This is a genomic window from Acinetobacter sp. SWBY1, from assembly GCF_002946595.1.
GTDB lineage: Bacteria > Pseudomonadota > Gammaproteobacteria > Pseudomonadales > Moraxellaceae > Acinetobacter > Acinetobacter towneri.
The window spans coordinates 2,882,722-2,895,427 of sequence record NZ_CP026616.1; the positions used below are offsets into that span (position 1 = coordinate 2,882,722).

11 protein-coding genes are annotated in these 12,706 nt (G+C 42.4%); 8 read left to right on the top strand and 3 right to left on the bottom strand.

Annotation, left to right across the window (positions count from 1 at the left end; translation table 11 throughout):
• The first annotated feature begins 9 nt into the window (after positions 1-9).
• The 8 genes from dapF to C3Y93_RS13940 all read left to right on the top strand — a co-directional run bounded on the left by dapF (position 10) and on the right by C3Y93_RS13940 (position 9,313).
• Entirely contained in the window at positions 10-855 is an 846-nt protein-coding gene (dapF, locus tag C3Y93_RS13905) for a diaminopimelate epimerase (RefSeq protein ID WP_004971880.1), read from the top strand.
• Between the two features lie 131 nt (positions 856-986).
• Complete coding sequence (locus tag C3Y93_RS13910) at positions 987-1,625, top strand: alpha/beta fold hydrolase (protein WP_096900946.1); 639 nt, start codon at positions 987-989, stop codon at positions 1,623-1,625.
• Positions 1,625-2,539 carry a site-specific tyrosine recombinase/integron integrase gene (gene xerA, locus C3Y93_RS13915; protein WP_004971874.1) on the top strand — a complete coding sequence of 305 codons (915 nt, stop codon included), beginning with the start codon at positions 1,625-1,627 and terminating at the stop codon, positions 2,537-2,539. The genes C3Y93_RS13910 and xerA overlap by 1 nt, the downstream gene beginning before the upstream one ends.
• Positions 2,540-2,821: 282 nt before the next feature.
• Entirely contained in the window at positions 2,822-3,193 is a 372-nt protein-coding gene (locus C3Y93_RS13920; RefSeq protein ID WP_104853303.1) for a hypothetical protein, read from the top strand.
• Positions 3,194-3,739: 546 nt separating this feature from the next.
• A complete protein-coding gene (locus C3Y93_RS13925) occupies positions 3,740-4,489 on the top strand; it encodes an electron transfer flavoprotein subunit beta/FixA family protein (protein WP_096901145.1) in 750 nt (249 codons plus the stop codon).
• Between the two features lie 18 nt (positions 4,490-4,507).
• Positions 4,508-5,440: an electron transfer flavoprotein subunit alpha/FixB family protein gene (locus C3Y93_RS13930; protein ID WP_104853206.1), complete on the top strand. Its 933-nt coding sequence runs from the start codon at positions 4,508-4,510 to the stop codon at positions 5,438-5,440.
• Positions 5,441-5,843: 403 nt separating this feature from the next.
• Positions 5,844-8,819 carry a DNA gyrase subunit A gene (gene gyrA / locus C3Y93_RS13935; protein ID WP_104853207.1) on the top strand — a complete coding sequence of 992 codons (2,976 nt, stop codon included), beginning with the start codon at positions 5,844-5,846 and terminating at the stop codon, positions 8,817-8,819.
• 68 nt (positions 8,820-8,887) lie between these two features.
• The gene (locus tag C3Y93_RS13940; RefSeq protein ID WP_096901142.1) at positions 8,888-9,313 is read left to right on the top strand and encodes a DUF3887 domain-containing protein; all 426 of its coding nucleotides are present in this window, start codon (positions 8,888-8,890) and stop codon (positions 9,311-9,313) included.
• 27 nt (positions 9,314-9,340) lie between these two features.
• Here C3Y93_RS13940 and C3Y93_RS13945 read toward each other — a convergent pair whose 3' ends face one another.
• The 3 genes from C3Y93_RS13945 to C3Y93_RS13955 are packed head-to-tail and all read right to left on the bottom strand — an operon-like array spanning position 9,341 to position 12,698.
• A complete protein-coding gene (locus C3Y93_RS13945) occupies positions 9,341-10,441 on the bottom strand; it encodes an ABC transporter permease (RefSeq protein WP_096901141.1) in 1,101 nt (366 codons plus the stop codon).
• Positions 10,438-11,568 carry an ABC transporter permease gene (locus tag C3Y93_RS13950; RefSeq protein WP_104853208.1) on the bottom strand — a complete coding sequence of 377 codons (1,131 nt, stop codon included), beginning with the start codon at positions 11,566-11,568 and terminating at the stop codon, positions 10,438-10,440. Before C3Y93_RS13950 ends, C3Y93_RS13945 begins: the two co-directional genes overlap by 4 nt.
• On the bottom strand, positions 11,568-12,698 hold the full coding sequence (locus tag C3Y93_RS13955; RefSeq protein WP_005252470.1) for an HlyD family secretion protein: 1,131 nt from the start codon (positions 12,696-12,698) through the stop codon (positions 11,568-11,570). Before C3Y93_RS13955 ends, C3Y93_RS13950 begins: the two co-directional genes overlap by 1 nt.
• Between the last annotated feature and the right edge of the window lie 8 nt (positions 12,699-12,706).

A 12,706-nucleotide genomic window follows, 5' to 3' on the forward strand; every position in this document is an offset into this window, starting at 1 on the left:
GAATTCGAGATGTTATTAGAATTTACCAAAATGCATGGTCTGGGCAATGACTTCATGGTGGTTGATCTCATCAGCCAGCGTGCGTATTTGGATGCGCTGACTATTCAACGCCTTGCAGACCGCCACTTCGGGATTGGCTTTGACCAACTCCTGATTGTGGAACCGCCCGATTTACCAAATGTCGATTTTAAATATCGCATTTTCAATGCCGATGGTTCTGAAGTGGAGCAGTGCGGCAATGGTGTGCGTTGTTTTGCACGTTTTGTGCATGAACGTCAGCTTACGACCAAAACCAAAATTAAGGTGCAAACCAAGGCAGGCATTGTAGAGCCTGAATTGGGGCAAAACGGTTGGGTGCGGGTGAATATGGGCTATCCAAAATTCTTGCCGCATGAGATTCCATTCATTGCCGATGAGCCTGATAACTTATATGACATTGCGCTGAAAGATGGTGCTGCATTGACCATTGATGTGGTGAACATAGGCAATCCTCATGCTGTGACCATTGTGCCTGATGTATTGACTGCCGATGTTGCAGGTATTGGCCCACAAGTGGAATCACACGAGCGTTTTCCACAGCGCGTCAATGCAGGTTTTATGCAAATCATTGACGAAAAACATGCGCGTTTGCGTGTGTTTGAACGTGGCGTAGGTGAAACCTTGGCTTGTGGTACAGGTGCATGTGCTGCAGCCGTTTCGGGTATGCGCCGTGGCTTATTGTCTAATTCAGTTGAAATTGAACTGGCAGGTGGTAAGTTGCAAATCGAATGGCGTGAAGGCGATGTGGTGTGGATGACAGGGCCAACTGCTAATGTCTATCACGGTCGTTTGGATTTAAATTATTTTCAGGGCTGATGTTTCGTTCTAACATGAACAGCTCTTATCTTACTTAAAAGCACTTTTCAAAACGAATGGTGCTTTTTTGTATCTTGCAGCACGGATTAGGTATGCTGTACTGAATGTCACTCTAAAAACTTCTACTCATTATGCCGCAACTGATTTTTTTACCTGGCGCTTCAGGCAATACCGCATTTTTTCATCCGCTAATCGAAAAAATTGAAAAATTGCCGTGGCAGAATGCTGTAAAAATTGTGGCTTATCCTGAATTTAATCATCAACCTGCACATTCACAGGTACATGATTTTGCAAGTTTGCAGGCTTATGTGTTGGCGAATATCCCAGATGATTGCATTATCATTGCACAGTCGATGGGTGGTATTTTTGCAGTTGCTGCCGCGTTGCAATATCCAGAAAAAGTCAAAGGATTAGTATTGGTTGCAACATCTGGTGGCATGGATTTAAGCAGTTTTCAGGTGCAAGATTGGCGACAAGACTATCAAGCAAGTGATTTAAATTATCCTGACTGGTTTGTAGAGGCAAAGGCCGATTACACGGTAGACTTTGCTAAAATCAACATGCCTATTTTGTTGTTATGGGGTGATCAAGACCCGATAAGTCCACTGGCGGTAGGTGAGTTTTTACAACAACAATTTCCACAAGCCGTATTAAAAATTGTGCATGATGGTGATCATTTGTTTTTAGAAACACATGCAGATCAGGCGGCTGAACACATTGCTGCTTATTTATCTCAGTTTGCCGCAGTTCAGCAATCGGAGCGTGACTAATGTACGATCCGCAGCAACTATTAAAGATGTGGCTCAAAGAACGAGAAATACAACAGCAGTCACCGCATACGTTAAAAGCCTACGCACGCGATTTAAACGATTTTTTTAGCTTTTGTGAGCAACAACAACTTGCCTTATATGATGTAGAGGCTGCAGATTTGCGCCATTATTTAGCGCAAAAAGTAGAACAGCAACAGTTAAATAGCAGCAGTTTACAGCGCATGTTGTCAGCGATTCGTCAGTTTATGAAATGGGCCGAGCAAGGGCAGTATTTACAATTTAATCCAATTGATAATTTTCAGCTAAAACGTCAGCCACGACCTTTGCCGGGTTTGATTGATATTGAAACGATTCATCAAATTTTGGATCAGCCTGAACCTGAAACTGAAGTACAACAACAAATGTGGCGACGCGATAAAGCGATTTTAGAATTGCTCTATTCGAGTGGTTTGCGCCTAGCAGAGGTACAAAGTTTACGTATCCGCGATTTAGATTTTAACCGTCAATTGCTGCGCATTACGGGTAAAGGCAATAAAACCCGTATAGTGCCTTTTGGTCGCAAAGCCAAAGATGCGGTGATGCAATGGCTGCAGATTTACCCTTTATGGCAGGGCGATTTTGTACCCGATGCAGCATTGTTTATTACTCAAAAAGGTGAACCTTTAAAAGCACGCCAAATTGAAAATCGGGTGAAGTTTCAGGCGCAGCGTGCGGGCGTTAATGTCGATTTGCATCCGCACTTATTGCGACATTGTTTTGCAAGTCACATGCTGTCGAATAGTGGGGATATACGTGCAGTCCAAGAAATGCTTGGGCATAGCAATTTAAGCACCACGCAAATTTATACCCATGTCGATTTTGATCAGTTAGCGCGAGTTTATGATCAGGCACATCCACGTGCGAGTAAAAAGTAAAGCTTTACCTAAAGTCGGCATTATTTTTGCAAGTTAAAATATAGCTATTTCATACTGCAAATATTTTTCTCACAGTCAGTTGTAAAGCCTTTGTGCTGTACTTAATACTTTAAGTAAAAGCGCTTTCACCAAGATGTCATTGCAACTATTGTAGAATAATAAAAAAGTGCGTTATGCAGTATAAAGAAGCAGAAAGAGTGGGTCACACGAATAATAGACATGGATGACATTATTTTTTGTTCCACTGCATAACACTTTGGATATCAAATGATAGGCAAAACCATGATTTCGAATCTTCAAGAAAAATATGACCAGCTCAGTCCGAGTCAAAAAGAAATTTTTGCAGGTTATGGCTTACGTCAGGTAAAACACTTTGTAGAGATTAGCTTGCCTATGATTGAGCAAGAATTGCCAGCGCATTGCCAAGTTCAGGGCATTAATGCAGAAGGTAAAATGCAAGCGATCAATCTACAGACTCAACAAAGCTATTTATGGATTTCAGATCAACAGTGGCAAGAACGACCAAACAGTGCCAATAAAATTGACCTGAAAGAAGACTTTTTGGCGGTTTGGGAAATTTTTAATTTACAGGCCTATGAGCTGATTGATTTAAGCCATATTCACCGTGACTTCCTAGAAACTCAGCAAGTTTAAGCTGAGTTTTTTTATGCCTTAAATCATGAAGGTAATGTGTTTGTAGTGCATTGATACTCATTAAAATACAAAAGATTGCTTCTTTCTTATCCAATAAAAGCTTCAATGTTGTGAAGTGAACTAACAGTCACATTTAAAAAGGGTGTTTTTATCAGGAAAAAATAAGCAAATAAGGGCAGTTTCTATCTTTAATGACAGTTTAGTTAACGGTTTTTATGTAAGGAATTTTGCATATTTTGTAGACATCTTTGTATTTAAACTATTTTTCAATCAATCTTGTTGATGTTATAAATCAATAAAAAACATAATATAAATCAAAGCTTAAAATTGTTTATATAATCAGCGCTTTGATTGTGGATTTTTGCAAATAAAAAAGTATGAACGCATCGTTCAGTTAATTTTCGGCATTTTTAGCCTTGTTTAGACAATTCTGACTTGACCGAAATGCCGATCACATAGCAAGATAGGACACCTAAAAAATTTAAAGCGAAGAGTTATTATTAACTTTTCTCAATATTTACTTTTGCTAAAACAGCCGAGGATTACATGAAGGCTCTTGTTGCTGTAAAACGTGTGGTAGATGCCAACGTTAAAGTTCGCGTTAAGCCGGATAATAGTGGAGTTGACCTAACTAACGTTAAGATGTCAATTAACCCATTCTGTGAAATCGCAGTGGAAGAAGCGGTTCGTTTAAAAGAAAAAGGAACTGTTTCAGAAATCGTAGTGGTATCCATTGGTCCTAAAGAAGCGCAGGAACAAATTCGTTCTGCAATGGCGCTTGGTGCAGACCGTGGTATTTTGGTTGAAACAGCCGATGAGATTGGTGCACTTGAAGTGGCTAAAATCTTAAAAGGTGTTGTTGAACAAGAACAACCTCAACTTATTTTATTGGGTAAGCAAGCTATTGATGACGACTCTAACCAAGTTGGTCAAATGCTAGGTGCTTTACTTGGTGCAGGTCAGGGTACTTTTGCTTCAGAAGTAAAAGTAGATGGCGACAAAGTTCAGGTAACACGTGAAATTGACGGTGGTTTACAAACTGTTGAGCTTGCACTTCCTGCAATCATCACCACTGACTTACGTTTGAATGAGCCACGTTATGCGGCACTTCCAAACATCATGAAAGCACGTAAAAAACCGCTAGACACCAAATCTCCTGCAGATTATGGCGTTGCAACAGGTACTAAGCTGAAAACTGTAAAAGTTGAAGCACCTGCTGAGCGTAAAGCGGGCGTACAAGTGAAATCTGTAGATGAGCTTGTAGAAAAATTGAAAAACGAAGCGAAAGTGATCTAATACAGAAGGATAAAAATCATGAGTATTTTAGTTATCGCTGAGCACGACAATAAAGCACTAAATGGTGCAACATTAAACGTTGTTGCTGCAGCTCAAAAAATCGGTGGTGATATCACTGTATTGGTTGCGGGTTCTGGTGCACAAACAGTTGCAGACCAAGCAGCTAAAGTTGCAGGCGTAAGTAAAGTATTACTTGCTGACGATGCGGCTTATGCAAACCAATTGGCTGAAAACGTAGCAAAACTTGTTGCAGAATTAGGCAAAGGTTATAGCCATATCCTTGCTGCCTCTACAACAACAGGTAAGAACATTTTGCCGCGTGCGGCTGCACTTCTTGATGTTAGCATGATCACAGACATCGTCGCTGTAGATTCTGCAAAGACATTCAAACGCCCAATTTATGCAGGTAACGCGATTGCAACTGTAGAATCTTCAGAAGCGATTGTGGTAGGTACTGTACGTGGTACAGCATTTGACCCAGTGGCTGCAGAAGGTGGTTCGGCTGCGGTTGAAGCTGCGAGTGTGACAGGTGATGCTGGTATTTCTAAGTTCGTGTCTGAAGAAATTGTGAAATCAGAGCGTCCAGAATTAACTGCAGCACGTATTGTAGTTTCTGGTGGTCGTGGTGTAGGTTCTGGTGAGAACTATCACAAAGTACTTGATCCATTAGCAGACAAACTTGGTGCAGCACAAGGTGCTTCACGTGCAGCGGTTGACGCGGGCTTCGTACCAAACGACATGCAAGTTGGTCAAACAGGTAAAATCGTTGCACCTGATTTGTATATCGCTGTAGGTATCTCTGGTGCGATTCAGCACTTGGCAGGTATGAAAGACTCTAAAGTGATCGTTGCGATCAACAAAGACGAAGAAGCGCCAATCAACGCAGTAGCTGACTACTGGTTAGTGGGTGACTTGAACACTGTTGTTCCAGAGTTAGTATCTAAAATCTAATTACTGAACACAGTCAAAAACGCCTCTATGTGAATAGCATAGGGGCGTTTTTTATTGTCTTTTTTAATTTAGATGCAGTGATTGGTTTTAAGTACATTATGTGAACTTAGCGTATATGTGGGTACATATCGAGCAAGTATATGTTGAAGATATTTTGACGTGACTCTTAAAAATATGAAGCACTTTTGTTTCTTGGGTGTGAATATTTTTTTGCCTAAAAAATCACCGTTAAATTTAAGTAAATTAACAAGATTAAGATCATCTCTAAAGCACAAAAACACAGGCGTATATGCTATAATTTTTCGCTAGTTTTTATTTTTAGCCTGCATTTCAGGCTAATCATTTGCAAGTTTTACGACATATAAAATGCAAGCAAAATTTGTTTGCAGAATAAGGAGTATGCATGAGCGTATCGGAAATTAGACCGATTGCCATTGAGGATGAACTCAAGCACTCGTATTTAGACTATGCGATGAGCGTGATTGTGTCACGTGCGCTGCCAGATGTACGAGATGGTCTAAAACCTGTGCATCGTCGTGTGCTATTCGCAATGCACGAATTGGGCAATGACTACAACAAAGCTTACAAAAAGTCTGCCCGTGTAGTCGGTGACGTCATCGGTAAATATCACCCTCACGGTGATTATGCAGTTTACGAAACAATTGTTCGTATGGCGCAAGATTTCAGTTTGCGTTATCAATTGGTCGATGGTCAGGGTAACTTCGGTTCGATTGATGGCGATAGTGCCGCAGCCATGCGTTATACCGAAGTCCGTATGCGCAAACTTACTCATGAACTGTTGGCCGATTTAGAAAAGGACACTGTCGATTGGGAAGATAACTACGACGGCTCTGAGCGTATTCCTCAAGTGATGCCTACTCGTATTCCAAACCTATTGGTCAATGGTGCTGCAGGTATTGCTGTAGGTATGGCGACCAATATGGCGCCACACAACATGACCGAAGTAGTACATGCGTGTTTGGCTTATGCAGACAATCCAAATATTTCTATTGAAGGGTTGATGGAACATATTACAGGTCCAGACTTCCCTACAGGCGGTATTATTTACGGTAAATCAGGCATTGTAGATGCTTACCGTACAGGTAAAGGCCGTTTGCATATTCGTGGTAAGTACCATTTTGAGGAAGATCAAAAAACCGGTCGTACCACCATCGTCTTTACTGAAATTCCTTATCAGGTCAATAAAGCCAAAACCATTGAGCGTATTGCTGAACTGGTAAAAGAGAAGAAACTCGAAGGTATTTCAGAACTACGTGATGAGTCTGATAAAGAAGGGATGCGTATTGCAATTGATCTGAAGCGTGGTGAAAACGCTGAAGTGATTGTGAATAACCTATTCTTGAATACACAATTAGAAAACTCATTCAGCATCAACATGGTTTGCCTAGACAATGGTCAGCCAAAATTGATGAACCTGAAAGATATTATTGCGGCATTTATTCGTCACCGCCAAGAAGTGGTGACCCGCCGTACCATGTTCGAGTTGCGTAAAGCACGTGAACGTGGGCACATTTTAGAAGGCTTAACCGTCGCATTGGCCAATATTGATGCCATCATCGAAACCATTAAATCTTCTGCAAATCCAGCCGAAGCGCGTGAGCGTTTACAGGTAGGCGAATGGGCAGCAGGCGGTGTAGTCGCATTATTAGAAAAAGCTGGTTCAGTTTCTGTACGTCCAGACGAAATTGAAGGTGAAGATCCTAACCGCCCATTTGGTTTAGATGGTCAGGTGTATCGTTTATCACCTGCGCAAGTGACCGCAATTTTAGAATTACGTTTGCATCGTTTAACAGGTCTAGAACAAGACAAATTACATGCAGAATATTCTGAAATTTTGGCACAAATTGCTGAATTAACTGCAATTTTGAATGACTTTAATCTTTTGATGGGCGTGATTCGTGAAGAATTGGCGCAAGTTTTGCAACAATATGGCGATGCACGTCGTACTGAAATTGTAGAATCTCGCATTGATTTCTCGCGTGAAGATTTAATCCCAGAAGAACAAGTGGTACTGACAGTTTCACAAACAGGTTATGCAAAAACTCAGCCATTATCAGATTACGCAGCACAGCGTCGTGGTGGTCGTGGTAAATCTGCAACGTCGATGAAAGAAGACGATTATGTGCAGCATTTAATTGTGACTTCTAACCACGCAACGGTGTTGTGCTTTACCGATGTGGGTAAAGTGTACCGTCTGAAAGTGTTTGAAGTGCCGCAAGCATCGCGTGGTGCTAAAGGTCGTCCAATGGTGAACTTGTTGCCGTTAGATGCCAATGAAACCATCACCGCGATTTTACCTGTCATTGATGCACCGAAGAAATTTACCGAGCGTTTGGCAGACTTCCGTAGCTATGTGAAAGCCAATGCGGCACATCTACAAACCAACGCGATCATTGCTGCACATTATGCAGAATTAGAAGCTGCCTTTGCTGAATTAGCAGATGGTGATGATTTATCTGACGCATTACGTGTGCAATTGAAACAATTAGGTGTAGAGCTTTCTGCAACCGATTTAGATGATGAAATCATTGCAGAATTTGCATCACAAGCTGAAGCCTTGCGTAAAAATTTCTATGTATTTATGGCAACGGCATCAGGTACAGTGAAACGTGTTGAATTGGAACAATTCAGTAACGTACGTTCGAATGGTTTACGTGCCATTGAATTGAATGAAGAAGACACTTTAATTGGTGTTGCAATTACCGATGGCGAACAGCAAATTATGTTGTTCTCCAATGAAGGTAAAGCGATTCGTTTTGCTGAAACCGATGTACGTTCAATGGGTCGTGCGGCCAAAGGCGTACGTGGTATGCGTGTCAGCTTCGGTTCAGCACAAGTTGAAGATGTCGAAGATGTAGAAGTCGATGGCGATGATGAAGACAGTTCAGATTCAGCACTCATCAGCCGTATCGTATCGCTAGTCGTAGTACCAGAAACAGGCGAAGTTTTGTGTGCTTCGGCGAATGGTTATGGTAAGCGTACACCTGTAGACGACTTCCCAACCAAAAAACGTGGTGGTAAAGGTGTGATTGCCATTAAGACCTCTGAACGTAATGGTGAATTGGTCGGTGCAGTTGCTATTGATGAAAGCAAAGAACTGATGCTGATTTCTGATGGCGGTACATTAGTGCGTACTCGCGCTTCTGAAGTGGCGCAAACAGGTCGTAATGCACAAGGTGTACGTTTAATTCGCTTGGGTGAAAACGAAACACTGGTGGGTGTAGAAGCGATTGAAGCTGTTGAAGAAGACGAGTTTGTTGAAGCGATTGAAGGTGCAGAATCTTTAGTGGCTGAAACGGATGCAGTTGCTGAAACTGAGCAAGTGGAAAAAGACGGTGAAAATTCAGTAGAAGAATAAGTTTTTTACTGATAAAAAGGGCGCTTCGGCGTCCTTTTTTATAAACGTTGACTGCATAAGGGTAAGCGATGAAAACCAAATTAATGTTGTTGGCAGCAGCGGTTGCATTGAGTGGCTGTAATTCAATGGACAATATTCCAGATCCGAGTCCTGAACAGGAAAAGGCGGCACAGCTAGCCTATGAGGATTTGCGTGATGGGAAGTATGACGAGTTTTTGGATCAGTTAGAGCCGCAGTTGCAAACCCAGTTTAAGGACAATGAAAAGCTGATGAAACGCTTTTCACGTTCAATTCCTCAAGGTGAATACAAGTCTAAGACTTTAATGACCAAAGAGATTGAAGAAGCAACCAATCAGCTTGGGCAATATAAGGTCAGCTATGAAATTGCCTATCCGGAAAATCTGGTTCAGTATGATGTTAGTTTTGACAAGCCGAATGGTAGCAACAAGATTCGTAATTTCAATATTCAAGTCTTTGGCGAATCGGGTAAATAAGTGGAATAGGAGCATTGCTATAATGCTCTATCTGCTTTGATGACCAGAAATTAAACGTCGATAAGCCAAAAAAAAGCACAAGCTACCGATCATTCCAAGATAGAGCAATTTAGGCAAGATCAGTGTTGTAGGCACACCCATCTGATTGAGTTGAATAAACATTTGCACAATTTGGGTAGAGGGCAGGATTTCGCCAACGACTTGCATCCAGGTGGGCATGGCAGCATGCGGCCAGGCCGCACCAGATAAAAAGAACAGTGGAATAGAAGTAAATACAATGACATGCCCCGCACGTTCCGGCAGATCCAGAAAACTAGCAAATAAGCAGGTCATGCCAATTATCGTGTAGATAAAAACCGCAACAGCCAGCAGCATCCCGAGCAGGTTGCCACCGCGCGGATAATCAAATAGCCAGAAGCTAAAGCCGAATAAATAGAAACATCCCAGACAACCAATGGTGAAGACCGCTAAACACATCCCAATCAATGCATTTGTGTTTAATTCTATTTTTCTTTCCCGATATACCAAAATCAGCATACTCAAACCCAAAAGAATGGTTTGGTGGATAATTAAAGGTGCAACCGCAGGAAAGACATAGCTGCCATAGCCGGACAGCGGATTAAATAAAGGAATTTGATGCACAGAAAGGGCAGGTGAAAAATCCGAGACCTTGCCAAAGCGTTCAGTATAATCTGCCAAAGTTTGCTCAACTGATGTGGCTAAGCCCAGACCAATTTGTTTGGTTACTAAAAAGTTGGCTGTACTTAAATACAGGCCAATGCCACCTGTTTCACCATGCCTTAAGCTTTGCGATAAATTGTCCGGCAGAAGTAAAATACCATCGGCTTTTTGTGATTCCACCCATTGTTTGGCCTCGGAAAAATTGCCGGTAATCGCCTCAATCTCCACATTGGGGCTTTGTGCCACTTGACCAATAATACGGGTGCTTAAGTTACTTTGTTCTTCATCGACAATAATAATCGGTAAGGCTTCAGCCTGCTGTGCCTGATAAGCGGTTGGATAAAAAAAGCTGTAAAACAAGACGGATAGAATAAGCGTGGTAAAGATCGTGCCGTGACTGACAATATCCTTAAAGCTTTGCAGATAGTAAAACCAGAGGGATTTCATTGGACTGCTCCTTTAACTATTTTTTTAAGAAACAGATAAGCCAGCAGAGCGTAAACTAGGGCATAGATCAGCAGCATGAATCCAGCTTGCAGTGAAATATGCAATGGACTACCAATCACCCATTGTTCAGTTTGTAATTTGGCATAGGGCGTAAACGGAATAATATTGGACCAGAACTGGGTGAATAGGGGCGCATTATTTAAAGGTAAAGTCACACCGGCAAAACTTAAAGATGAACCACCATAGACCGCAATGATGCCAAAAGATTTACTTAAATCTTTGGTTGCCAGAACCACTGCACTGCTTAAAAATGCATAAGCGCTATATAGCAGAAATTGTGCCGATAGAATCAGAGCAAGCGAGCCGGCAACAAACCAGCCGCGAATTTCAATCAGCCAGAACATCCAGATCCAGGTCCATAGACTAAAAATAGCCACATAGATCAGGTTCTTAGACAGCAATGCCATCCAGATGGATGAGTTGCTAATCCAGCTTGTTAAGGTCTGCCACTTCAGTTCCTGACCGACGGAAAATGCCACACAACAACACAGCAGTAAATGCAGAATTGCCGGAATGACATAGGGTTCCAGATAGAATTCATAATTCAGCTGCGGATTATACAGCGGAGATATTTTAATATGCGGTGACGGTGCTTCGAGAGAGGGGAGTCGGTTGCCCAGATATTGCTGTCCGCTAATTTCAGCGAGTGCTTGTAGGGTACTGACCAGCATGGCCGAGGAAATGGTATTTCCAATACTGAAATAACTCTGGTTAAAAGCAATACTGATGTCAGCATCCTGGGCACGAACCAGACGTTGCTCGGCACCGCTTGGAATATGGATATAACCCCAAATTTTATTTTGATTTAACAGGCGCTCAATTTCAGCTGTTTGTTCCGACACCGTAGCAATTTTAAGAGTATGATTCAGCGCCACATGTTGATAAATGCTTTGACTCAGCGCACTCTGGTCTTGATCAATAATCGCAATCGGTAAATGATCCGATTTCCCTTGAGCAAACATGCTGCTGAATAAAATAATCACCAGTGCAGGTGCCAGCGTGACCAGACACAGATCCCATTTTTCGCTGAGCAGATAGCGCAGTTCGCGCCATATACCCGTCCACATTATCGGGTCTCTTTCAGTTTAAATAACACGCTCATCCCGACTTTCAGTTCAGAAATCGCTGGTGTGGGTACAAGATGCAGCTTAAAACTGCGCACATCATAACCGCCAGTTTGACGTGTGGTCTTAATGGTGGCAAATTCACCTTCAGCACTGATCTGTCTAATTTGAAAAGTGGCGGTTTTATCTAGGGCGGGAATATAACCTTCAATACTGCTCATTTTCTGAAATGGGGCATATTGGTCTTCACGAATATTCAGGCTCACCCACATTTGATCTTCAATCAGGCTGACCACAGGGACTGCGGTGGCTACCAGCTCCGAGACTTTGCCATAGGTTTTAGACACCGTTCCGTTTACAGGTGCTACTAATTGGGTTTCTGCTTCTAAAGCATTGGCTTCATCCAGCGCAGCCTGGGCAATATCTACTTGTGCATCGGCAGAACTCTTTTGCTGCGAGGTGCTGCCACGTTTGGCACGTGCGTATTGCTGATACGCTGCTTCTGTCATTTGCGCCGCTGATTGACTGGCTGCATACAATTCATCACGGCGCTGGCGTGAAATCACACCTTCCTTCAATAAATTTGCACCACGCTCATAAGAAACTTTGGCTAAATTTTGCTGTGCTTTCAGCGATTGCCAGTTGGCATACAGACTGGCGATATTTTCTTCCTGCGAGCCACGTTCAGCAGTCGATTGTAAGGCCAGCGCAGATTGTAAAGCCGCTGCGGCTTGCTGTTTTTTGGCCTGAATTTCCGGGCTGTTTAAGCGCACCAGTACATCGCCTTTTTTGACCCGCTGACCTTCTTCTACATAGATTTCTTCAATACGGCTTGGCACTTTGGTCGCCACCTGAACTGTTTCAGCTTCTACACGACCCTGCAATTCAAGCGGAGCCGGTTGGTAGCTTTTCCACAATCCAAAAGCGATGACTGCCAGCAGAACTGGAATCAGGGCGAGCAATAAATATTTTTTCTTTTTAGCGATTTCAGGAGCTTGTTGTTGCTCGGTCGAAGTCGTCGCGTTGTTTTCTATTTCAGTTTTTGTTTCTACCTGTTGCGCAGGCGATTTTTCTGTATCGCTGGATGAAGCCACTTCATTCACAGGATCATTGGGTTTTTGATCTTCGTTCATGTTCGGCT

Bases quoted from the DNA above. Each gene is read 5' to 3' on its own strand.
- dapF (WP_004971880.1), top strand. From the start codon at position 10: ATGTTATTAGAATTTACCAAAATGCATGGTCTGGGCAATGACTTCATG.
- C3Y93_RS13910 (WP_096900946.1), top strand. From the start codon at position 987: ATGCCGCAACTGATTTTTTTACCTGGCGCTTCAGGCAATACCGCATTT.
- xerA (WP_004971874.1), top strand. From the start codon at position 1,625: ATGTACGATCCGCAGCAACTATTAAAGATGTGGCTCAAAGAACGAGAA.
- C3Y93_RS13920 (WP_104853303.1), top strand. From the start codon at position 2,822: ATGATTTCGAATCTTCAAGAAAAATATGACCAGCTCAGTCCGAGTCAA.
- C3Y93_RS13925 (WP_096901145.1), top strand. From the start codon at position 3,740: ATGAAGGCTCTTGTTGCTGTAAAACGTGTGGTAGATGCCAACGTTAAA.
- C3Y93_RS13930 (WP_104853206.1), top strand. From the start codon at position 4,508: ATGAGTATTTTAGTTATCGCTGAGCACGACAATAAAGCACTAAATGGT.
- gyrA (WP_104853207.1), top strand. From the start codon at position 5,844: ATGAGCGTATCGGAAATTAGACCGATTGCCATTGAGGATGAACTCAAG.
- C3Y93_RS13940 (WP_096901142.1), top strand. From the start codon at position 8,888: ATGAAAACCAAATTAATGTTGTTGGCAGCAGCGGTTGCATTGAGTGGC.
- C3Y93_RS13945 (WP_096901141.1), bottom strand. From the start codon at position 10,441: ATGAAATCCCTCTGGTTTTACTATCTGCAAAGCTTTAAGGATATTGTC.
- C3Y93_RS13950 (WP_104853208.1), bottom strand. From the start codon at position 11,568: ATGTGGACGGGTATATGGCGCGAACTGCGCTATCTGCTCAGCGAAAAA.
- C3Y93_RS13955 (WP_005252470.1), bottom strand. From the start codon at position 12,698: ATGAACGAAGATCAAAAACCCAATGATCCTGTGAATGAAGTGGCTTCA.